The organism is Sphingomonas hankookensis, assembly GCF_022664465.1.
GTDB lineage: Bacteria > Pseudomonadota > Alphaproteobacteria > Sphingomonadales > Sphingomonadaceae > Sphingomonas > Sphingomonas hankookensis.
In genome coordinates, this window is the sequence record NZ_JAKREV010000001.1 from 308,478 (window position 1) to 330,931 (window position 22,454).

The following is a 22,454-nucleotide window of genomic DNA, read 5'->3' on the forward strand; positions in this document are numbered from 1 at the left end:
GCGTTCGCCCCGGCAGTGTGGTCGTGAGCGTGTCCGCCCGCTCCATGATCGTGCATGGTTCTTCTCCTAGTGAGCCGGTGCCACGGCGGGTAAAATGGGCTGCGAGTCGCGCTGGGCGGGTCGCTCGTATCTCCCGAACCGGGCGTAGAGCGTCGGCAGCACAAACAGGGTGAGCAAGGTCGCCGATATGAGACCGCCGATCACGACGGTCGCCAACGGCTTTTGCACCTCCGCCCCCGCTCCCGTCGCCAGCGCCATCGGCACGAAGCCAAGCGAGGCGACGAGCGCGGTCATCACAACCGGCCTGAGCCGCGCCATCGCGCCCTCATGCGCCGCCAAGGCGCGCTCCATGCCGCGCTCCATCAAATCGTGGATCGACGTGATCATGACCAGACCGTTGAGGACCGCGATGCCGGACAAGGCGATGAACCCGACCGCGGCTGATATCGAGAACGGCATCCCTCTCAGGAACAGCGCCAGCACGCCGCCTACCAATGCCAGCGGCACACCGGTGAACACGATCGCGGCGTCGCGAACGCTGCGGAGCGCGCCGTAGAGCAACAACAGGATCAGCGCGAAGCACGCCGGCACGACCAGCGCGAGTCGGTCGCGCGCAGACGCCAGATTCTCGAACGCGCCGCCCCATTCGAGATAGGTGCCAGCCGGCAACCGGACCTCGCGGCCGATCGCCGCCTGGGCGTCGGCGACGACGCTCGACACATCCCGGCCGCGGACATTGGCCTGCACCACCACGCGGCGCTTGCCGTTCTCGCGGCTGATCTGGTTGGGGCCGTCCGTCACCGCGATATCCGCAACGCTCGCCAGCGGCACGAACGCGCCATCGGGTGTCGGCACTGGCACCTGGCCCAACGTCTCGAAGTTCGCCCGCTGCGCGTCGCCCAACCGGATCGTCACCGCGAAACGGCGGTCTCCCTCGAAGATCATACCGGCGTCACGCCCGCCGACCGCGGCGGCAAGCGTGTCCTGCATGGCACGAGCGGTGATGCCAAGCCGCGCCATCGCATCGCGATTCGGCCGCACATCAAGCATGGGCAAACCTTCGGTCTGCTCCACCTTCACGTCGGCCGCGCCCTCCACTTTGCGAAGGATGCCGGCGATCTGGTCGGTGGTGCGGTTCATGGTCGCGAAATCATCGCCGAACACCTTGACCGCCACGTCGCTGCGGACGCCGGCAATCAGTTCGTTGAACCGCATCTGGATCGGCTGCGTGATTTCATAGGCGTTGCCGGGAAGCGCCGACAACGCCGCCTCGATCTTCTCTACCAGCTCGGCCTTCGGCAACTTCGGATCGGACCACTCGGCGCGCGGCTTCATGATGATGAAGGTGTCCGAAACGTTAGGCGGCATCGGGTCCGACGCCAGCTCGGCCGTGCCGGTCTTTGAGAACACGAACCGCACCTCCGGCACGCGGGCGATGGCCCGCTCCACCTGAAACTGCATGGCCTGGGCCTGTTCGACCGACGTGCCGGGAATGCGGACCGCCTGCGCGAGCATATCGCCTTCATCGAGCTGGGGCAGGAACTCCTGGCCCAAGGTCGAATAGGCTCCGATCGCCAGTGTGAACGCGCCGACCGCCACGCCGATCGTCATCGTCGAGCGTCGCATCGCCTTGTCGAGGCCCGGTTCATAGCGCGCTTTGAGCCACGCCATGATCCGGCCTTCCTTCTCATCGACCGGCTTGCTGAGCCATATCGCCAGCATGGCGGGCACGAAGGTGAGCGACAGTACGAACGCGAAGGCGAGCGCGATGATGACGGTCAACGCCATCGGCGTGAACGTCTTTCCTTCAACCCCGCTCAAGGTGAGCAATGGAATATAGACGAGGATGATGATCGCCTGACCGAACACGGACGGGCGGACCATCTCGCGCGCCGCGTCGGCGACAACAGACAGACGCTCATTCAGGTCGAGAACACGCCCTTGCGCGTGCTGGCGCTCGGCCATGCGACGTAGCGCGTTTTCGACGATGATGACGGCCCCATCGACGATCAGGCCGAAGTCTAGCGCCCCCAGGCTCATCAGGTTCGCCGACACGCCGCCCCGGAGCATTCCGAAGCTGGTGAGCAGCATGGTGACGGGAATGACCAGCGCCGCGATCAGCGCCGCGCGGAAGTTGCCGAGCAGCAGGAACAGTACGACGACTACGAGCAGCGCGCCTTCGGAAAGGTTCTTCGCCACGGTCTTGATGGTCGAGTTGACGAGCGCGGTGCGGTCGAGAACCGGCTGCACGATCACGTCGGTGGGCAGCGAGGCGTTGATCTCTCCTAAGCGGTCGGAGACGGCCGATGCGACAGAACGACTGTTCTCGCCGATCCGCATGACGGCGGTGCCGGCGACGACTTCGTGGCCGTTTTCCGACGCAGATCCCATGCGGATCGCCTGGCCGGTCTTCACGGTCGCGACCTGGCTCAACAGGATCGGCACGCCCTCCCGAGTGGCGACAACTGTGCGCGCCAGCTCGCTCGCGTCCGCGATGCGCGCGTCGGATCGGACCGCCAGCCCTTCGCCGTTGCGATCGACCACGCCGGCACCGACGCCGGTGTTGTTCTCCTCCAATGCGGTCGCCAGGTCGTTGAGGCTCAGGCGGAGCGCTGCCAGCCTCTGAACGTCCGGGACGACCTGATACTGCTTCACATAGCCGCCGATCGCGTCGATCCCGGCAAGCCCGCCTGTGTTCTTTAACAGCGGGGTCACGATCCAGTCCTGCACCGTGCGGAGATACGTCGCCTGATCGGCCTGGGTGGTCAGCCGCTCACCCTCGGGCGTGATGTAACTGCCGTCCGGCTGAATGCCGGGTGCGCCGGGAGCGTGCTTGTCCTCGGGCCGGTGCGCGAGCCGTACGGTCCACATATAGACCTCGCCCAATCCCGTCGCGATCGGCCCCATTTCGGGTGTCGCGCCGTTCGGCAAGCTTTCCTCGGCGGTGCGTAGGCGTTCGGTTACCTGCTGGCGCGCGAAGTAGATATCGGTCGCGTCGGTGAACACGGCGGTCACCTGGGCGAAGCCGTTGCGGCTGAGCGACCGGGTATATTCGAGGCCGGGTACGCCTGCGAGCGCCGTCTCGATTGGAAACGCGACCTGCTTCTCTACCAGCTCGGGGGAGAGGGACGGGGCGCGGACGTTGATCTGCACCTGATTGTTGGTGATGTCGGGCACCGCGTCGATCGGCAGGCGCGCGAGCGCCCATCCCCCGATGATCGCGGCAATGGCGGTGACGAGCAGGACAAACCAGCGCCGCTCCACCGAAAAGGTGACGATACGGTCGATCATCGTTTAGTCCTCGTGCTCCGCTTCGCCTTTTCCGAGTTCGGCCTTGAGCGTGAAGCTGCCCGTGGCGGCGATCTCCTCGCGGCCGGTAAGCCCGGATGTGACGACGACATTCGATCCGCTCGCCTGCCCGATGACGACGGGGGTGGCAGCGAACCCGGTAGGCGTCCGCACGAACACCATCGATCGGTTCTCGATCGATTGGACTGCCGCGGCCGGCACGGTGACGGTGCCGCTGCCCGCGCCGGGAAGCTGGATTGCGGCCGTCACCGGCTCGCCCACGCGCCATTGTCCAGCTCGGTTGTCGACGATCGCGATCACCTGCACCTGCCGCGTGGTCTCGTCCAGAATCGGCGACACGAAGCTGACGCGCGCGGTCGAGCGACGGCCCCCGGCGCTGATCGTGACGCTTGATCCTGGCCGCACCAAACCGGCATCGGTGGGGGACAGCGATACCGTCACCGCCACCTGGGACAGGTTCGCGACCCGGAACAGCTCGGCGTTCGCTGCGACGGTCTGCCCGAGCGTCACGCTGCGCGCGATCACCTGCCCACCGATCGGCGACGCGATGCCGATGCGATTCAGCGCACCGCCGCCCCCGCCCGCTGCTGCCACTTGCTGCTGCGCCAGCCTGAGCGCAATGCCTGCCTCGGTCGCGGCGGTTCGCGCCGCGATCAAGTCCTGCTCGGGAGATACTCGCTCGGCGAACAGCCGCTGCTCGCGGCGAAGCTGGGACTGCGCCAACGCCGATCGCGCGCGCGCTGCCTCCACCTCCGCCTTCAACGATGCCGCCTCGCGGCTCTCGATGATCGCAAGCGTCTGACCACGACCGATCGACTGCCCAAGATTGCGGGTGAGCGATACGACCCGCCCCCCGATCGCGGCCGATACGACCTGGGTGCCTTGCGGATCGCCCTCGATGGTCGCGGGAAGGGTGAGAACGCCGCCTCCGCCAGTCACGCTCGGCCGGACGATCTGAACACCGGCCGCGGTGATCTGCCGGGGGGTGAGGACGATTGCCTCCTTGGCTGCCTCTCCTTTGTGCTCGCCCTCGGCTTCACCGTGGCCAGCTTCCTCGGCCGTATTGCCGGCAACCGCGTTGTCAGCCTCCTGGCCGTTGCCGCACGCGGCAAGGAACAGGGCAAGGGTGACGGGCAACGTCACCCGCTTGACTATGGTCATCATCGGGCCGGTTCCTTTGAATAGTCGGGCGCGGGTGTCGCGAGACGATCCCTGCGGGCCTGGGCATTGCGGTACGCGGCAAGCGCGTCGATCGCGGTCGTTCGGATCTGAGAAAGGGTGCGCTCGGCGTCGAGAAGGTCGAGCTGCCCGAACTTGCCCTCGCGGTAACCGATGCGCGCGATACGCGCGGCCTCCTTTGCCGCTGCCAGCGCCGGGCCGCTCGCCGCGCGGGCGGTTGTCGCGGCGTTCGCCACCTCGGCCTCCGCCGACGCGAGCGCCTGAGCCGCGTCCAGCTCCGCAACACGACGAAGCGCTTCGGCCTGATCTCGCTGAGCGCTGGCCTGGATGACGGCCGCGACGCCCCTGTTGAATATGGGGAAGGGTATAGATACGCCGAACACCGCTGCGACATCGTTGGTCGCTTCCAGGCGGCGCGCGCTGGCGCTTACCGTCACGTCGGGAATACGCTGACTCTGTGCAAGCCGCACCTGCGCCGCGGCCGTGGTCACATCTGCCCGCGCCGCGGCAAGCGCGAGCGTGCCGGTCGGCTCCCGGCTGAGCGGCGGGCCATAGCCTTCCACCTGATAAAACCATGCAACGTCGAGCGAACCGGTGATCGGCTTGCCAATGCGCCGCGCCAGATTATCGCGGGCGACGATCGTCAGCCGCTGGGCGCGCTCCACCGCCGCTTCGGCATTGATGCGAAGCACATCGGCGCGCTGCTCTTCGATTGGGGAGGCACGGCCTGCACGAACGCGCACGTTGGCCGCCCGTAGCGCCTCGCGGGCGATATCGGCCTGCTCGCGCGCAGTTGTGAGCCGGCGCTCGGCCGCGACCGCCTCTACATAGGATTGGGTGACGGCAAGACGTAGATCGGCCGCCACGATGGCGGCGGCGATCTGCGCCCTGCTGCTATTGGCATCGGCGACGGCGATCCGCGCCGAACGCTTGCCGCCCAGCTCGATCGGGAGCGCCAGTCCGGCCGTGGTCTCGGCGCTGCGCAAACCCCGATACTGGCCACTGCCGGCGATGTTCTCGGTCTCGGCGACGATCGTGGGGTTGGGTCGGTAACCGGCGACGGTGCGACCCGCCTCGGCGGAACGGATGCCGGCCGATGCGGCATCAATGGCTGGCGCGGTGGCGCCAGCGAGCGCGAGCGCGCGATCTAAGGTCAAGGGCGGACTGGTCGTGGCGGGCGCGACCGATTGCGCCTGCGCGATCGACGCGCATGACGCTACGGCAAGAAATGCCGCGATGAGACGGTGCATGGATGATGGACTCCTGACGAAACCTGGACCCGTCGCGACGAGACGCGCGGGCGTTAGAGGTTCGTCAGGCTTGGGGAGGGCGTAGCGCTGGGTCCGTGGTCGCGCCTGCGGTCCGGTCGTGATCCCATGTGAACCGGCTCGCGCGACGATCGGCGCTGTGTTGCGCAGGATCGGATGTGCTCGGCACGCCAATATGGTGGCCGTGGCACCCGCCATGATGGTGCGGGTAGCCCTTTTCGGAATCAGCGGGCACCTGGTCGCCGTCACCGTCTGCATGGTCGATGCTCGATGCCACCGAAGTCTCGACGCACGTCACTGGCTCATTGGCGTGCACGACCGAACCCAAGCCCAACGTGGAGGCGAGTAGCAGGCACATGAAGATGGCGAGCAGGCGGTGCATTGTAGCCCACCTAGCATCTATCAGCTGCCATGTCATGAACACGCCGATCGCGCTCGGAACGGTGTCACAACCTAACGGTTGTGCCACCGGCTGATCAGCCACGCGCTGTTGCATTGACCTAATCCCGGCCGTTCAGAGCCTTCATTCGCATCGCCAACTTCTGCCGTTCGTTCACATGAACCTCGTGGTCCTGATGACCAGTTTCATCAGGGTTCGATCAAGGTCAGTCAGGACGATGCCAAGGCATCTTCCCATGCTAGGATCATCGAGAGCCACTGAACCCTTATATAAAGATATCTTTATATGACAGTTGACAGCGCTCCTACAGTGGTGTTGAACCAGTGTGTCGAGGTTCCTCATTCCAGGCATGGCGATGGGGCTAAGACGGGAAGCCGGTGACGCTCGTCGTGAGCGGAGTCCGGCGCTGCCCCCGCAACTGTAAGCGGTGAGCGGCGGCTCCCTCGTGTGTCACTGGACCTCGCAACAGGTCCGGGAAGGCCGGAGCCGACGTGTCGACCCGTGAGCCAGGAGACCTGCCTCCGACGCAACACGTTCCTCGGACGGGGGTTCCTCCGGTGGATCGCGCTTGGAGGACGGCCTGCGGCTCGTGCCGCGGCCGCTGATGCCTGCGCGCTCCCTCGGCTCCCCTGCCCGACCATTGCAGGTGAGAAATGACGGGCAACGATTTCACATTCGCGATCAGCCGCATCCCTTTCGACGAGGATTATCGACCGGGCGATGGGACGCGCGCGACGACCAATTTCGCCAATCTCGCCCGTGGTGAGCGTCGCCAGGAGAACCTCCGCAACACGCTGAGAATGATCGACAATCGCTTCAACTCGCTTATGCACTGGGACAACCCGGCGGGGGATCGCTACGCCGTCGAATTGTTCATCATCTCCGCCGCGTTGGTCCTAGAGGCATGGCGCGATGAACCCTTTCCGCTGATCGAAATCCTGGAGACGGTGATCGTCGACAGGCGCGGCGGCGAGCGCATCGCCGGAATGGTCGGCAACAACTTCTCGTCGTACGTCCGCGACTACGACTTCAGCGTGGTTCTGCCGGACCACCTGCGCCGGCATCCAGGCGGCGGCGTGCCGGACGGCTTCGGCGACCTCCACGGCAACCTCTTCAAGAAATTCCTGGGCTCGGCTGCGTACCGCGACACGTTCGCCAAGTCGCCGGTGATCTGCCTCAGCGTGTCGAGCAAGGGGCTCTATTGGAGAACCGCGAACGCGCACCCGATCCTAGGCGTCGAGTACCGCAACGACGCGCCGTCCCCGACCGACGCCTACTTCGCCAAGATGGACATGAAGGTCCGCTACTTCATGCCTCCGCACGCCGTGGCGCCGCTCGCCTTCTACCACGTCGGCGATCTGCTCGACGATTACACCCACCTCGAACTGGCGAGCGCGGTCGGCACCATGGAGACGTTCCAGAAAATCTACCGCCCGGAGATCTACAACGCGAACTCGGTCGCCTCACAGGACTACCGCCCCAGCCTCACCTACCAGGACTTCTCGCTGACCCGCATCGTCTATGATCGCGAAGAGCGCAGCCGGCTCGCTGTCGAGCAGGGCCGCTTCGCCGAAGAACATTTCATCAAGCCGCATGCCGCCCTGCTCGCGCAGTGGTCGGCGAGCTGCGCCCTCTGATCGCCCAAACAAGGTATCCCGACATGACGATGTTGTTGCCGACCACCACCGCAGGCAGTCTGCCCAAGCCTTCCTGGCTCGCTCAACCGGAGGTGCTGTGGTCGCCATGGAGACTGGAGGGCGAGGAGCTGGCTGCGGCCAAGCGGGACGCGCTGCGCCTTGCCGTGGATGACCAGCGGCGAGCGGGCATCACCCTCGTCGGCGACGGCGAGCAAACACGTCGGCACTTCGTGACAACCTTCGTCGAGCATCTTGCCGGGGTCGACTTCGAGAAGCGCGAGACCGTGCGCATCCGCAACCGCTACGACGCCAGCGTACCAATGGTGGTCGGCGCGGTGTCACGTCCCGAACCCGTGTTCGTCGAGGACGCACGGTACCTGCGCACGCAAACCGAGCTGCCGATCAAATGGACGCTGCCCGGCCCCATGACGATGATCGATACGCTATACGACGCGCATTACCGCAGCCGCGAGAAGCTGGCTTGGGAGTTTGCACTGATCCTGAACCAGGAAGCGCGCGAGTTGGAGGCCGCCGGCGTCGACGTCATCCAGTTCGACGAACCGGCGTTCAACGTCTTTTTCGACGAGGCGAACGATTGGGGGATCGCCACGCTGGAGAAAGCGGCGGAAGGCCTGAAGGCCGAAACCGCAGTCCACATCTGCTACGGTTACGGCATCGAGGCGAACACCGAGTGGAAGAAGACGCTTGGGTCGCAATGGCGCGAGTACGAACGGACCTTCCCTAACCTGCAGACATCCAGCATCGATATCGTTTCGCTCGAGTGCCAGAACTCCCGTGTGCCGATGGAACTGATCGAGCTGGTCCGTGGCAAGAAGGTGATGGTCGGCGCGATCGACGTGGCGACCGACACGGTGGAGACGCCCGAGGAGGTCGCCGCCACGCTGCGGAACGCGCTTCGCTTCGTCGATGCGGACAAGCTCATTCCCGCTACGAATTGCGGCATGGCGCCGCTGGCGCGCGACGTCGCGACTGCGAAGCTGAAGGCATTGGGCGCCGGCGCGGCGGTGGTCCGCCAGGAGTTGGCATCGGCATGACGGTATGTGCAACCGGTCGACGGGCTGTTGTGACAAAGGCAACAACAAGCCCGGTGCAGCTTATCGACATGGTGTTCCCGGGCGACACCAACCACCACGGTACTCTTTTCGGCGGCGTCGCTCTGGCGCACATGGACAAGGTCGCCTTCCTGGCCGCCTCACGCCACGGCCGTGCGCCCTTTGTCACGGCCGCATCCGAGAAGGTCGATTTCGCCGCACCAGCGCACGCCGGCGACATGGTGGAGGTGACCGGTCAGGTTGTCCGGGTCGGTAACAGCTCGCTCGATGTTGCGGTCGAGCTGGTGGCCGAAGCGCCGGTAACAGGTGAGCGGCGTCTGTGCACCCGGGGGCGCTTCACGCTGGTAGCGCAGAAAGGGCCGGACACCCGCCTGCCGCTGCCGCGGATCGGGGCAGTGGCGGAAGTCGATCATGAAGTACTTCGTTTGACCGACATGGTCTTTCCCGGACAGACCAACCACTATGGTACGCTATACGGTGGGGACGCCCTGAAGATGATGGGGAAAGCGGCCTTCATCGCCGCCACCCGGCATGCTCGCGCCGTCATGGTTATGGCTGCGTCCGATCGGACCGACTTCACTTCGCCGATCCGCGAGGGCCAGATCGTTGAGCTCGTTGCCTCGGTCCGCATGACCGGACGCAGCTCAGTCCGGGTGGAGGTCGCCTTGTGGGCGGAAAACTTGCTGACCGGTGATCGGCGCCACGCCGCCACTGCTCTGTTCACAATGGTCAGCGTCGGTCCCGATGGGCGCTCAAAGCCCATCGCCGGCGTTTAGACCCAATTGCGGTTATTCGAGGCGCCAGATTGTTTCCCCAATTCCGGCCACCCATTCATGTCGTGCAGAAGACACTCAAACGCCTCGAGTTTGTCTTCTGGCCATCACCATCCTTTGCAAAAACGATGGTGAAGCGGGCAACCCGATAAGTGAGCACAGCCGGTGCCGCGGCACGCCCCCGGGTAGTCCCGGGAGCGCTTCACTTTCACAGGTTGGGGTGCAGGGTCCGCACGACGCTGATGCTTTCAAGCAACGACGCAACATGCAGGATGGTCGTTTCCGCGAGCCAGCTGCCGACGATCTGCACGTTGATGGGCAGACCTTCCTTGCTGGTGCCGAAGCGCATCGAGATACCCGGCAAACCCGTGACGTTGAGCGGCACGGTAGCGCCTTGGAGGTAGGTCGCATCAACCGTCTGTCCGTCGATGACGAACTCTTCTACGCCATGCTTGTGCGCCGGGATCGGCAGGACGTGGGTGATGAGCGCATCGAAGCCGCGGAAGTATTCGGCATAGCCGTCGCGGATGCGCTCGGCCGCCTGCTCGGCTTCGATGAAGTCGCCCATCGACGTATCGGGCAGCGACAACATGGTCTTGGCCATCTTGTACATCTGATCCTTGTCACCCGCGGTCGCGTCGCGGAAGGCAGGCTTCATCTCCATGACGTGGAGACGGTTGAACACGTCGAGCGCGAAATCGCGTTCCAGTGCGGGGATACCGACCTGCTCGACATGGACGCCGAAACCTTTCAGCGCTTCGGCGGCCGCCTTGACCGTCGCCGCCACTTCGCGATCGACGGGACCGAAACCCGGGCCAACCATCCAGCCCACACGGAGTGGACGGTCGGGCCGGCTAATCAACTTGCTTGGTTCAGTAGGGGGCTTCATCTTGACCGGCTTGGCATTAACTTCGGTCACGATGATTTTGCACATCATGTCCAACTTACCCGAGCTTACCGCCTCCGTAATGACGTGCTGCTATCAACCTGTGCTGAGCGTCGATTGGAAAAAGAGACAAGGCCCGCTTCGCATCGATCGTCTGGTAGATGTCGACTTGGCCTATAGCGTGACTTACGTCAGCCACCCCGGGTTGGCCCATACCCTTTTCAATTTCTTTTGAACTGGTTACGCTAAGATTCGCAGCAGCCATATTGGATCTCACTATCTCTCCGACAGATTATCGACCACTGGTACATAGCATACCTTCCTCATCGCAAGGCGCACCGGGCAAATAATTGGCAAGCGACGACATAAAATCGATCTAACACGCTATCGCAAACCTATTGATACTGGGTTTTCATCGACTAGCCTCAGATCCCAGAAGGTAGCTCGACCATTCTCCCATAAGCATCCGCCGTCGGTCTACGGCGGTCCCGCGTCGATAGGCACGTTCTGCTTTGTTTTGAATGGTATGTGCTAACGCCTGCTCCACGATCTCACGCGGGTAGCTGGTGGCATCACCTGCCCAGTCGCGAAACGTGCTGCGGAAGCCGTGGGTCGTTATGTGACCATAGTTCATACGACGAAGCAGCATGGCCATCGCCATGTTGGACTTAGCCGCGCCGCCGATGCCAAACACCGGGGTTGTCGCGGTGAACCTATCTGGCTTCATCTGGGCCAGCACCGCCATGGCCGCATCAGACAGTGGAACGACATGTTCGGCGCCGGCCTTCATGCGCGTGGCCGGTATGGTCCAGAGCTTTCCGTCCAAGTCGACCTCACCCCAGGTAGCGCCTAGCGCCTCACCGCTACGGGCTGCAGTCAATATGACAAACTCCAGGCACCGAGCTGCCAACGCCGGACGCTGTTTTAGCTGCTGGAAGAACGTAGGCGCTTCCCGCCAAGGCAGCGCTGCATGATGACCGCGTTCGACGTTTGACTGGTTTGGCAGCAGCAGTGCCAGATGACCGCGATAGGTGGCCGGGTTCATGCTGTCACGTGGACGAAGGCCGCGCGCCTTTGCCGCGTCGAGAATCTTCTCGATGCGCCCGCGCACCCCCTTGCGGTTTCTGCCTTGGTCAGCCAGATCGGCTGCAGCACCGCCAACACATTTTCGGTGCCGACGTCGGTCACGGGCACGTTTTGCAACATCGCGGCGTGGTCGCGGAGACTGTTGCGCCATTGCTGCCGATGCACGGGATTAAGCCAGCCATCCTCGACGCTTGAGATGTATTGATCGGCAAAGGCCCCGAAGGTCAGCACCGCGGGCTCCTCCACCGGTGCTTCGGTCCCCAAAATCCCACGCGGATCCTGACCGACTGCTACGGCTTCACGCATTTCACCAGCAATGCGGCGCGCTATGGCCAAGCTTACCGACGATGCGGGACCGATACCGATTTCGGCCCGCTTGCCGTTCGACGCGGTCATGAACACCCACGACCTGGCACCTCCCGTCGCGATCCGCAGATACAGGCCACCGCCGTCGGCGTGGCGTCCGGACACCTTTAACGTCGCGACTCCACGTACCATCAGCTTGTTCAACGCGCCCGCCATGGGCCTCCCGGGGGGTTCGAATTCCACCGGTTTCATGCCCACTTTCAACTTGGCTTCAGACGCATCTCGACGAACCGCCGCGAACACCCGACAGCATGACCTCTTCATATTTTTAATGTTTTTCTAAGACTTTGGCGATCTAAGATGGGCTATCATGAACTACAGCGGAATCGCCGGATGGCGGACTCCGTCTCCGCCACCCTTTCCAATCGAAACGCTTCGGGTCCATGACCGGCAATCCGTTGCAGCGATCGTCAGTCCGGACAGCGCATACGGGTAAACGGCCGCCCATCGGTCGTGATGGTCAGCCGGTCGCCCTCGACCGCCAGCGTCTGCATCGACGTCCATCGCTCGCCCTCGCCATCATAGGCGGCAGTGATGCGGATGCGGTCGCCCGCCAGCGGCTCGACCCGCTGCACCTTGCCGACGCTTTCGTGGAACCACAGCTCGTCCGGCGACACCTTCACCCCCTCGATCGAGGCGGCGGGGCGGGCGCAGGCGGCGGCGTCGCGGTTCCAGCGACCGACGAATCGCGCCGGAATGGTGTCCACCGCAGCAGGCGCCGCCCGCTCGCCCGGCGGCGGCGCAGGCGTCCCGACGAAGCCGCAGCCACGCACCGTCCGCCCGCCAAGGGTCAGCGTTGCGGTGAAGTCGCGCGGCGCCCCCGACATATCGTCCTCGCAGGGCTTGCGCTCGACGTCGACGACCAGTCCCTGCGCACGCCAGCGCCGCGTGGTCGGACCGACATCGCGGTCGAGCACCGGCAGGCGGCGGGGCGGCGCCTCTACGCCGGTCAGGACCAGCAGGTCGCCCTCGACCCGCACCGAATAAAATGGTTCGTTGGTGGTGACGGTCAGTCGCTCCGGCACCGTACTGACGCGTTCGATCGCGTTCGCAGGCGGCGGGACCGGTGCCGCAGCGCTCGGCGTCGCGCTTGGCACCGGCAGGGCCGCATCGTCCGGCGCGGCGCCACCGCATCCGGCAAGCGCCAGAGCAGCAGGCGCCAACGGCCAGCGGTCAGCGCGGCGTCGCAATCCTGCCCCCTGCGCTAACCGCCACGTCGCGATCGCCCAGCGTCGCGATCCCGGCGGGGTCGAGGCGCGGCGCGGCATCGGCGGCGCGATAGGCGGGAAAGGCGATGACGTCGTTCACCACCGCCACCTGCCCGCCCAGCGCTGTCGCCTCGAACAGCTTGCGCGCGAACGCGGTCGGGATGCGGATGCAGCCATGCGATGCCGGAAAGCCCGGCAGATTGCCGGCATGCAACGCCACGCCGTCCCAAGTCAGCCGCTGCATGAACGGCATCGGCGCGTTGTTGTAGAGGTTGGAGCGGTGGAACGGCCGCTTCTGAAGAATGGTATATTCCCCGATCGGCGTCATCTTGCCCGGCTTGCCGGTCGACACCGTCGTCGCACCGACCAGCGTGTCGCCACGATAGACGAACGCCATCTGCATCGGCACGCTGATGACGATGCTGACGGCGCCCGGCAGCGTCGGATCGTCGGCCCAACGATGATCGCCCGGCCGCATGGCGACCGCCGCGCGCTCGACCGCCAACGCCGCCGGTTCCTGTGCTGCCATCGGCATCGGCACCAGCGCGAGCAACAAGGCGGAGACGATCGCGACTTTCATGACCAACGTTATCCCGCAGTCGTCGGCGAATGGCAAATTCGGCGTTAACCATGGCGCACAGAGTCGACCGCCCGTGGCAGCGACGCGACAAGCGGCGGAACGCGTTAGCCGGCGTTAATTGAATAGAATCGGTTGCACCCGTATCTAGGTGCCTCAACGACTTGGCGAGGATTTGGATGCAGGACCAATCGGTTCGATCGCGGCGGGCGGTGCTCAAGGCAGCAGGCGGGTTGGCCGGCGCCGTTCTGGCACAGGGCTGCTCGACGAACGCGATCGTGCCCATCGCCCAGAATGCGCCGATCATGCCGCCGCCCCAGCGGCTGGCATCGGCCACGGTTCCTGCCGCCCCGGTGCGGCAGATGCGGGCCCCCGCCACCGTCAATCCCCGTCTGTTCGAACGGGCGCAGGCCGCCATGGCCCGCCATGCCGGGCGGCTTCAGTGGACCGACCGCATCGCCATCGCCGACTTTGCGGTCGATTCGGCACATCCCCGGTTCCAATTCATCGACATGCACAGCGGTGTCGTGTCGGCGATGCGCGTCGCGCATGGCAGCGGCTCGGACCCTGCACATTGCGGACGGCTGGAGCGGTTCAGCAACGTTCCCGATTCGAACGCGACGTCCGAAGGGGCGTTCATCACCGACAATTATTATGTCGGCAAGCACGGCCGGTCGCAGCGGTTGCTCGGGCTCGACCCGACCAACGACAACGCCCTGATGCGCGCGATCGTCGTGCATGGCGCGTGGTATGCGAACCCGGAGATGATCGCGCAGCACGGCAAGCTCGGCCGCAGCCAAGGTTGCTTCGCGGTCGCTGAAGGTGACCTGGCGCGGGTGTTCAGCCTGCTGGGCGAAGGCCGGATGATCTACGCCGCCAAGGTTTGAGGGTTGGGGGTGACGTCCTGTCCCCCCATCTGACCTACCAATTTCCCCAACCGTTTGGTTCGAGTAGCGATCGAGCGAAGTCGAGAGCGCGTATCGAGAACGGGGTTCCGCCGGGCAGGCGCTCTCGACAAGCTCGAAGCTGCTCGAACCAAACGGTGGACTTGGGCTTGCGGAGCGTTCCGCCTTTCATATCCGTCATTCCCACGAAGGCGGGAATCCATATACGCTTACGTACCGGGCCAAATCATGAGGTCTGCGTATATGGACTCCCGCCTGCCCGGGAGTGACGACAGTGGAGCGATCCACCCCACCCCCTCCCGTTCGGTTCGAGCAGCTTCGAGCCTGTCGAGAAGCGTCTGTCGAGAACGCTCACCCCGGACGACACCTGCATAGGTCACCCCAGCGGAACCGCGTTCTCGATACGCGCTCTCGACTTCGCTCGATCGCTACTCGAACCGAACGGGAGTGGGTGCCACCGCTAACGGTTCCGCACGGCATCATCTGCCGATAAGGTACCGGCCATGACCCACCCGTTCCATGCGATCCACACCCACGGCTTCCTCCGCGTCGGCGCCTGCACGCCGCCGGCGCATGTCGGCGACCCGGCCGCCGGGGGCCGCGCGGCGATCGCGTTGGCGCAGCAGGGGCATGATGCGGGTGCCGACCTGCTGGTCTTTCCCGAACTGAACCTCACCGCCTATGCGATCGACGATCTGCACCTGCAGGATGCGCTGTGCGACGCGACCGATGCGGCGTTGGCGGCGGTGGTCGCGGCAAGCGCCGAACTGCGCCCCGTGCTGCTGCTCGGCGCCGCGCTCCGGCGCAACGGGCGACTCTACAACTGCGCGGTGGTGGTGGCGCGCGGGCGGGTGCTGGGGGTGGTGCCGAAGACCTACCTCCCCAACTACCGCGAATATTATGAGAAGCGCTGGTTCGCGCCCGGTGTCGGACTGACCGGCCTCACCATGACCGTCGCCGGACAGGAGGTGCCGTTCGGCACCGACCTGATTTTCGCCGCGCACGACATGGCCGATTTCGTGTTCCACGCCGAAATCTGCGAGGATTTCTGGTCGCCCCTCCCCCCGTCGACCGCCGGGGCGATGGCCGGGGCGCTGGTGCTGTGCAACCTGTCGGCATCGAACATCGTCATCGGCAAGGCGCGCGACCGCGAGATGCTGTGCGCGTCGCAATCGGCGCGGACGATATCCGCCTATGTCTATTCGGCGGCGGGCAGCGGGGAGAGCACGACCGACCTGTCATGGGACGGTCAGGGTTCGGTGCACGAACTGGGCGCGCTGCTGGCGCAGTCGCAGCGGTTCGACCGGTCGGCGGGGATCGCGATGGCCGATGTCGATCTCGACCGGCTGCGGCTGGAGCGGATGCGGACCGGCACGTTCAACGACTGTGCGGCGGCCAGCGGCCATCCCGAGACACGGTTCCGCCGGATCGCGTTCGACCATGCGCCCGAGGCTCGCGATATCGGACTGCTGCGCCCGGTCCGGCGCTACCCCTTCGTCCCCGACACGCCCGAGCGGCTCGACGACGATTGCTACGAAGCGTTCAACATCCAGGTGGAGGCGCTGCGCAAGCGGCTGGTCGCGTCGGGGACGAAACGGCTGGTGATCGGCGTATCGGGCGGGCTCGATTCGACCCACGCACTAATTGTCGCGGCCAAGGCGTTCGACCGGCTGGAACGGCCGCGCAGCGACATCTTGGGCTTCACCATGCCCGGTTTCGCCACGGGCGAGACGACGAAGGGCAATGCGTGGAAACTGATGCGCGCGCTGGGCATCACCGGCGACGAGATCGATATCCGCCCCGCCGCGCGGCAGATGCTGGGGGACATGGACCACCCGTTCGCAAAGGGCGAGGCGGTCTATGACGTGACGTTCGAGAATGTGCAGGCGGGGCTGCGCACCGACTATCTCTTCCGCCTCGCCAACCAGCGCGAGGCGCTGGTGCTGGGCACCGGCGACCTGTCGGAGCTGGCGCTGGGGTGGTGCACCTACGGCGTCGGCGACCATATGAGCCATTACGGCATCAATGCCGGCGTGCCCAAGACGCTGATCCAGTACCTCATCCGCTGGACGATCCGCACCGACCAGTTCGACGGCGATACCGACGCGGTGCTCGACGCGATCCTGAATACCGAGATTTCGCCCGAGCTGGTCCCGGCCGGCGACGACGGGCGGATGCAGAGCACGGAGGATCGCGTCGGTCCCTATGCGCTCAACGACTTCTTCCTCCACCACATCGTCCGCTACGGCATGCGCCCGTCGAAGGTCGCGTTCCTATGCTGGCATGCGTGGCGCGATGCGCACGCGGGGCGCTGGCCGATCGACTTCCCGGAGGAAGCCAAGGGGGCGTACGACCTACCCGTGATCGCGGCGTGGCTGGAGAAATTCCTGTGGCGCTTCTTCCAGTCGAGCCAGTTCAAGCGGTCGGCGCTGCCCAACGGGCCGAAGGTGTCGGCGGGGGGCGCGCTGTCGCCGCGCGGCGACTGGCGCGCGCCGTCCGACGGGGTGGCGACGGCATGGGTCGAGGAACTGCGGAAGGGCTTGCCGCCGCTGTAATTGCGCTTCTACGTCTCCCTCCCCGTCACCCCAGCGCAGGCTGGGGTCTCTCCATAATGGAGCGCCCCCTCGCCGCAGGAGACCCCAGCCTGCGCTGGGGTGACGAATGCGGTGGCGATGCGAGTGGGTGTGCCCCCTACCCCTGCGCCCGCGCCGTCTTTTCCGACGCCGACCCGCCGAGCGCCCAGCGCAGCACGCGCGCCATGCCGTGCGCGCCGCTGCGCACGCCGATCCGCGGACGGTCCTGCAACTCCAGCATCGCCCGCGCCCAAGGTGGCAACAGGTCGATCGCCGCGGCGGTATTGAGCGCGCCGAACCCTTTCAGCAGCGGGTTGGGCAGCGGCTGCTGCAACAGCGCGTCGCGGACGGTACGGGTCCGCTCGTCGAAGCGCAGTTCAGGGCGCACGTCGCGCAGCCACGCCTCGGTCGCCGCGCGGCTGTCGGGCACACCGGTCGCGCCCAGCCGCTCGGCCACCACCACATTCTCGGCGAAATAGCGATCCTGATCGGCCCGCGAGAGCGTGGGATCGCGGTAGCGCAGATAGGCGCGCAGGAACGAATCGGTTTCGGCGACATGGACCCAGGTGAGCAGATGCGGATCGTTCGCATCGTAGCGCGCGCCGTCGTGTAACTGCCCATGGACATGATCGTGGATCGTGCGGACCCGGTCGATCAGCCGCTCGGCCTCGGCCGTGCTGCCATAGGTGGTGGCGGCGATGAACTGCGCGGTGCGCTTCAGTCGGCCCAGCATGTCGCGGCGGAAATCGCTATGGTCCCACACCCCGGCCAGCGCGCCGGGATGCAGCATCTGGACCAGCAGCGCCGCGGTGCCGCCGATCATCATCGACGAGAAATCGGCATGCACCCGCCAGCTGACCGACTCCGGACCGAACAGCCCGTCATCGCCCGCCGGACGGGTCAGGTCGATCGCGCCATCGCCCGCACCGGTCAACGCGCGCACTTGTTTTGCAATGGCTTGGCGTACGGGGTTCATGCGCGATGCAACGAGCGGAGCCGCGCCGAGGGTCCATGGCGGGGAACCAAAACGGTCGCTCGCGACCTTTGACCCACGCCCTCCAACCGGCAAGGCCCTGCTGCATGTCCTCTCCCAGTCCGGAAAAACCGCTCGAGAGCGATCGCCCGCCCGCGGCGATGGCGGACGGCGCGATGCACGATCCGGCCAGCGGCATCTTCTTCACCGCGGTCGAGACGACGCGGATGCCGATGATCGTTACCGATCCGAACCAGTCGGACAATCCGATCATCTTTGCCAATCCCGCGTTCCTGACCATGACCGGCTACCGCGCCGACGAGGTACTGGGCCGCAACTGTCGTTTCCTGCAGGGGCCGGAAACCGACCGCGACACCGTCCGCGACATCGCACAGGCGATCGAACGCCAGCAGGAGACGTCGGTAGAGATCATCAATTACAAAAAGAACGGCAGCGCCTTCTGGAACGCGCTGTTCATTTCGCCCGTGCTCGATCGGGACGGGACGCTACGCTACTATTTCGCATCGCAGCTGGACGTTACCCGTCGCCGCGATGCGGAGGAGGCGTTGCGCCAGTCGCAGAAGATGGAAGCGGTCGGGCGGTTGAGCGGCGGCATTGCGCACGACTTCAACAATCTGCTGACCGTCATTCAGGGCTTTACCGACGTCCTGCTGACCCAGATCGATCGCAGCGACGACCGCCCGATCGATCCGGGCCGCGCGCGGCGGTCGTTGCAGGCGGTGATGGACGCGGCCGAGCGCGGTGCCGAGCTGACGCAGCAGATGCTGGCCTTCTCCCGCCAGCAGAAGCTGTCGGGACGTGTCACCAATGTCGACGACCTGGTCTGCACGCTGCTGCCGATGCTGCGGCGGACGATCGGTACGCCCAACATCGCGATCGTAGTCGAACCGTGCGGCCCCGATTGCAATGCGCGGATTGATCCGGTGCAGGCGGAGACGGCGATCCTCGGCATCGTCACGAACGCCCGCGACGCGATGCCGGATGGCGGCACCCTGACCATCACCAGCCAGCGCATGCACCTCGATGGCAGCGACCCGCGTTTCGGCCCGAAGGTCACCGGCGCGTTCATCGCGCTGTCGATCGCCGATACCGGCACCGGCATGGCGGAAGAAGTTCGCGCACGCGTGACCGAACCGTTCTTCACGACCAAGGACCAGGGCAAGGGCACTGGCCTTGGTCTGTCGATGGTCTATGGCTTCATGAAACAGTCTGATGGCGCGCTGCACGTGGAGTCCGAGATGGGCGGCGGTACGACCGTCCACCTGCTGTTCCCCGCAGCACCCGACACCAAGCCCGAGCCGATCCGTCCCAACCGCGCGCGCGCCGACACCCTGTCGCGCGGCGACGAAACCGTGCTGGTGGTTGAGGATCAGCGCGACGTCGGCGATCTGGCCGAGGCGATACTTAAGGATTTCGGCTACACCGTGCTGCGCGCCGCCAATGCAGCGGAAGGGATAGAGACGATCGAACGCGACGGTACGATCGACCTGCTGTTCACCGACCTGATCATGCCCGGCGGCATGAACGGCGTGATGCTGGCACGCGCCGCCCGGCGGATGCGGCCGGCGATGAAGATCCTGCTCACCACCGGTTATGCCGAAGCATCGATCGAGCGGGTCGATGCGCGCGGTACCGAATTCGACCTGATCGGCAAGCCGTACAAGCGGGCCGATCTGGCGGCCCGCGTTCGACAGGTGATCGACGGGCCGACCGGGACAGGTTGAAGGCGGGGTCAATAGACGGTAATGCGACGAATTCCCGCCACGATCCTGGTCGCCGGGCTATACGATGACGACGAAAGGTCCGGGCTTGGCGACGAAACCTGATGCGGAGAATGTCGGGTCGCCGCTTGCTCCGTCGCCATCGGACCTTGGGCATGACCTGACCGTCTGCGATCGTGAGCCAATCCATATTCCAGGCGCAATCCAACCGCACGGCATGCTGCTGATCGTCGATCCGGCCAATGGCGCGATCGTCGGTGGCGCCGGCGAGGTCGCGACCCTGCTGGGGCCGGCGTGGCTCGGCGGATCGATCCACGACCTGATCGGCGATGCGGGTCTGGAACTGCTGCGGTCGACCGTCGCCGGGCCATTGGTACTTCGCCCGATCGACCGCGCCGAACTGTCGGTGGTCGCCAGCCGCGAAGGCAGGTTCTGGCTGATCGAACTGGAACCGGCCACGCCGGGCCAGCCGGGCACCGATGATGCGCTGACCTGGATCGAGCATGGCGGCGAGGAGTTTTCGCGCGCCGCCGATCTCGACGACCTGTGCGCGCGTGCTGCCGTGGTCTTTGCGCGGCTGACCGGGTTCGACCGGGTCATGATCTATCGCTTCCTCGACGATGATTCGGGGAAGGTCGTGGCCGAACGGCATGCGCCGGACATGCACGGGTTCCTGAACCACCATTTCCCGGCGTCGGACATTCCGCGACAGGCGCGCGCGCTCTACGTTCGTAACCGCGTGCGGGTCATTCCCGACGCCGCCTACGTCCCCGCACCGATCGTCGCGATCGATCCGGCGTTGCAGACGGTCGACCTGAGCGACGTCGGCGTGCGCGCGGTATCGCCGATCCACGTCCAGTATCTGCGCAACATGGGCGTCGCGGCATCGGCATCGGTGTCGATCATTAAGGACGGCATCCTGTGGGGCCTCGTCGCGTGCCACCACCGCAGCCCGCGCACCCTGTCCTACCTCCAGCGCAAGACCTGCGAACTGATCGCCGCATCGTTCGCGCAACAGGTCGGCGCGAAAGAGGAAGCGTCCGAATATCGCGAGCGGCTGCGGCTGCGCACCGCCGAGGACGCGCTGGCGCAGCGGATGGCGCAGGAGGACGAGCCCGACAAGGTTGCCGCGGTGGTCGCCAACGATCTGCGCCGGCTGCTCGATGCCGATGGCTTCGTCCTGCAACGCGGCGCCTCGCTTCATACCAGCGGTCACGTGCCCTCGCAGGAAGCGGTCGCCGACATGCTCGACTGGGTACGGCGTCAGGGCAGCATCCTGCTCCACAGCGCCTCGCTCGAACAGCGTATGCCGGGCGCGCAGGCGCATCGCGACCTGGCGAGCGGGCTGCTGGCGATCACCCTGTCGGCGGACGAGCCGGTCGTGCTGCTATGGTTCCGGGCGGAGACGTTGCAGACGATCCAATGGGCGGGCGACCCGCACAAGGCGGTCGACCAGCGCGACGACCAGCCGCTGACCCCGCGGGCATCCTTCGCCGCGTGGAGCGAGGAAATCCGCGGCCGCGCCCGGCCATGGACTTCGGCGGAGGTGGAGGCGGCACACCGTCTGTCGCGCCTGCTGTTCGATGTCCGCCAGCGTCGGCGCATCGGTGAACTGAACCGCGAACTGACCCGTGCCGTCACCGACAAGGACGCGCTGCTCGCGCAGCAGGAGACATTGATAAAGGAAGTGAACCACCGCGTGCAGAACAGCCTGCAACTGGTGGTCGCGTTCCTGGCGATGCAGGCCAATGCCGAGAATGACGAGACGCTGACCCGCCATCTGGGCGAGGCGCAGCGGCGGCTCTCGGCGGTCGCGCTGGTCCATCGCCGGCTCTATTCCGACGACACCGTCACGGTCATCGACCTCGGCCGCTATATCGAGGACCTGCTGACCGAAATGCAGTCGTCGATGGGCGCGGAATGGACCGGTCGGGTGACGATGGACCTCGCCCCCCTGCTCGTCAGCGCCGACGCGGCGGTGCAGATTGGGCTGGTGCTGGTAGAACTGGTCATCAATGCCCAGAAATATGCCTATGGCGGCAAGGCCGGGCCGATCGCAGTGACGCTGGAGCGGTTCCGTAACCGCTTCCGCCTGACCGTCGCCGACCGTGGACAGGGGCGGACCGGCAACCGTACCGGTTTCGGCACACGCATGCTGACCGCGATGGTCAAGCGGCTCGACGGCACGATCGAGGAAAGCGACAACGCACCGGGGCTGCGGTTCACGGTGTCCGCGCCGATTGCGGTGCCCGAGGACGCGTAGGCGACGTCGACTTCCGCGCTTTCTTCATAAGATCGTCGCCCCAGCGCAGGCTGGGGCCTCTCGCGGCCAGGCGCGCTTTTGCCACGAAAATATCCCAGCCTTCGCTGGGATGACGTGTGCGGCCGGACGGAGCCGCGTGGCGTTGTCGGCAGCGCGCAACCATGGCCCAGTTCGTCCCCCCGGACTTGATCCGGAGTGGCGAACGACTGGTCGAGCCGCCCACGAAAAAGGGCGCG

16 protein-coding genes and 1 riboswitch are annotated in these 22,454 nt (G+C 65.6%); of the genes, 7 read left to right on the forward strand and 9 right to left on the reverse strand.

The genetic code is table 11. The features are described from left to right. Positions 1–66 precede the first annotated feature (66 nt). From MF610_RS01285 to MF610_RS01295, 3 genes are read right to left on the reverse strand one after another with little or no spacing between them, the layout of a single operon-like run. Positions 67–3,291 carry an efflux RND transporter permease subunit gene (locus tag MF610_RS01285; protein ID WP_242192306.1) on the reverse strand — a complete coding sequence of 1,075 codons (3,225 nt, stop codon included), beginning with the start codon at positions 3,289–3,291 and terminating at the stop codon, positions 67–69. A gap of 3 nt (positions 3,292–3,294) precedes the next feature. Beyond that, entirely contained in the window at positions 3,295–4,470 is a 1,176-nt protein-coding gene (locus MF610_RS01290) for an efflux RND transporter periplasmic adaptor subunit (protein ID WP_242193537.1), read from the reverse strand. Further along, complete coding sequence (locus MF610_RS01295; protein ID WP_242192307.1) at positions 4,470–5,738, reverse strand: TolC family protein; 1,269 nt, start codon at positions 5,736–5,738, stop codon at positions 4,470–4,472. The genes MF610_RS01290 and MF610_RS01295 overlap by 1 nt, the downstream gene beginning before the upstream one ends. 733 nt (positions 5,739–6,471) lie before the next feature. Then, positions 6,472–6,693, forward strand: a riboswitch (cobalamin riboswitch). Between the two features lie 116 nt (positions 6,694–6,809). Between MF610_RS01295 and MF610_RS01300 the strand changes: the two genes are divergently transcribed. Genes MF610_RS01300 through MF610_RS01310 form a run of 3 tightly spaced genes read left to right on the forward strand, consistent with a single transcriptional unit; the run spans position 6,810 to position 9,642 of the window. Beyond that, positions 6,810–7,793 (forward strand): DUF1852 domain-containing protein, encoded by a 984-nt coding sequence (locus MF610_RS01300; protein WP_242192308.1) that lies wholly within the window; start codon positions 6,810–6,812, stop codon positions 7,791–7,793. Between the two features lie 23 nt (positions 7,794–7,816). Continuing rightward, on the forward strand, positions 7,817–8,848 hold the full coding sequence (locus tag MF610_RS01305; protein ID WP_242192309.1) for a methionine synthase: 1,032 nt from the start codon (positions 7,817–7,819) through the stop codon (positions 8,846–8,848). 53 nt (positions 8,849–8,901) lie between these two features. Continuing rightward, on the forward strand, positions 8,902–9,642 hold the full coding sequence (locus tag MF610_RS01310; protein ID WP_242192310.1) for an acyl-CoA thioesterase: 741 nt from the start codon (positions 8,902–8,904) through the stop codon (positions 9,640–9,642). 205 nt (positions 9,643–9,847) lie between these two features. On the opposite strand, the gene MF610_RS01315 is transcribed toward MF610_RS01310, so the two are convergent. From MF610_RS01315 to MF610_RS01335, 5 genes are all read right to left on the reverse strand, one after another. Further along, on the reverse strand, positions 9,848–10,576 hold the full coding sequence (locus tag MF610_RS01315; protein ID WP_242192311.1) for an amidase family protein: 729 nt from the start codon (positions 10,574–10,576) through the stop codon (positions 9,848–9,850). A gap of 361 nt (positions 10,577–10,937) precedes the next feature. Then, positions 10,938–11,570, reverse strand: coding sequence for a tyrosine-type recombinase/integrase (locus tag MF610_RS01320; protein ID WP_242192312.1), 633 nt, complete (start codon positions 11,568–11,570; stop codon positions 10,938–10,940). Then, on the reverse strand, positions 11,567–12,121 hold the full coding sequence (locus MF610_RS01325; protein WP_242192313.1) for an integrase arm-type DNA-binding domain-containing protein: 555 nt from the start codon (positions 12,119–12,121) through the stop codon (positions 11,567–11,569). Before MF610_RS01325 ends, MF610_RS01320 begins: the two co-directional genes overlap by 4 nt. A gap of 266 nt (positions 12,122–12,387) precedes the next feature. Beyond that, positions 12,388–13,140: a hypothetical protein gene (locus MF610_RS01330; protein ID WP_242192314.1), complete on the reverse strand. Its 753-nt coding sequence runs from the start codon at positions 13,138–13,140 to the stop codon at positions 12,388–12,390. 10 nt (positions 13,141–13,150) lie between these two features. Next, positions 13,151–13,765, reverse strand: coding sequence for a L,D-transpeptidase family protein (locus MF610_RS01335; protein WP_242192315.1), 615 nt, complete (start codon positions 13,763–13,765; stop codon positions 13,151–13,153). Positions 13,766–13,974: 209 nt separating this feature from the next. Here MF610_RS01335 and MF610_RS01340 point away from each other — a divergent pair, with 209 nt between their 5' ends. Continuing rightward, positions 13,975–14,649 (forward strand): murein L,D-transpeptidase catalytic domain family protein, encoded by a 675-nt coding sequence (locus tag MF610_RS01340; protein ID WP_452652993.1) that lies wholly within the window; start codon positions 13,975–13,977, stop codon positions 14,647–14,649. Between the two features lie 521 nt (positions 14,650–15,170). Beyond that, complete coding sequence (locus MF610_RS01345) at positions 15,171–17,222, forward strand: NAD(+) synthase (RefSeq protein ID WP_242192317.1); 2,052 nt, start codon at positions 15,171–15,173, stop codon at positions 17,220–17,222. 136 nt (positions 17,223–17,358) lie between these two features. On the opposite strand, the gene MF610_RS01350 is transcribed toward MF610_RS01345, so the two are convergent. Then, complete coding sequence (locus MF610_RS01350; protein ID WP_242192318.1) at positions 17,359–18,216, reverse strand: oxygenase MpaB family protein; 858 nt, start codon at positions 18,214–18,216, stop codon at positions 17,359–17,361. A gap of 104 nt (positions 18,217–18,320) precedes the next feature. On the opposite strand from MF610_RS01350, the gene MF610_RS01355 reads away from it, so the two are divergent. Together MF610_RS01355 and MF610_RS01360 are read left to right on the forward strand one after the other, a co-directional pair. After that, positions 18,321–19,958 (forward strand): histidine kinase famiy protein, encoded by a 1,638-nt coding sequence (locus tag MF610_RS01355; RefSeq protein ID WP_242192319.1) that lies wholly within the window; start codon positions 18,321–18,323, stop codon positions 19,956–19,958. 85 nt (positions 19,959–20,043) lie between these two features. Then, on the forward strand, positions 20,044–22,218 hold the full coding sequence (locus MF610_RS01360) for a histidine kinase dimerization/phosphoacceptor domain -containing protein (RefSeq protein ID WP_277923826.1): 2,175 nt from the start codon (positions 20,044–20,046) through the stop codon (positions 22,216–22,218). Positions 22,219–22,454 lie beyond the last annotated feature (236 nt).

What these genes read in the sequence shown, in the direction of transcription:
- MF610_RS01285 (WP_242192306.1), bottom strand. Translation starts at nt 3,291, where the DNA reads ATGATCGACCGTATCGTCACCTTTTCGGTGGAGCGGCGCTGGTTTGTC.
- MF610_RS01335 (WP_242192315.1), bottom strand. Translation starts at nt 13,765, where the DNA reads ATGAAAGTCGCGATCGTCTCCGCCTTGTTGCTCGCGCTGGTGCCGATG.
- MF610_RS01300 (WP_242192308.1), top strand. Translation starts at nt 6,810, where the DNA reads ATGACGGGCAACGATTTCACATTCGCGATCAGCCGCATCCCTTTCGAC.
- MF610_RS01305 (WP_242192309.1), top strand. Translation starts at nt 7,817, where the DNA reads ATGACGATGTTGTTGCCGACCACCACCGCAGGCAGTCTGCCCAAGCCT.
- MF610_RS01295 (WP_242192307.1), bottom strand. Translation starts at nt 5,738, where the DNA reads ATGCACCGTCTCATCGCGGCATTTCTTGCCGTAGCGTCATGCGCGTCG.
- MF610_RS01350 (WP_242192318.1), bottom strand. Translation starts at nt 18,216, where the DNA reads ATGAACCCCGTACGCCAAGCCATTGCAAAACAAGTGCGCGCGTTGACC.
- MF610_RS01345 (WP_242192317.1), top strand. Translation starts at nt 15,171, where the DNA reads ATGACCCACCCGTTCCATGCGATCCACACCCACGGCTTCCTCCGCGTC.
- MF610_RS01320 (WP_242192312.1), bottom strand. Translation starts at nt 11,570, where the DNA reads ATGAACCCGGCCACCTATCGCGGTCATCTGGCACTGCTGCTGCCAAAC.
- MF610_RS01290 (WP_242193537.1), bottom strand. Translation starts at nt 4,470, where the DNA reads ATGACCATAGTCAAGCGGGTGACGTTGCCCGTCACCCTTGCCCTGTTC.
- MF610_RS01315 (WP_242192311.1), bottom strand. Translation starts at nt 10,576, where the DNA reads ATGATGTGCAAAATCATCGTGACCGAAGTTAATGCCAAGCCGGTCAAG.
- MF610_RS01355 (WP_242192319.1), top strand. Translation starts at nt 18,321, where the DNA reads ATGTCCTCTCCCAGTCCGGAAAAACCGCTCGAGAGCGATCGCCCGCCC.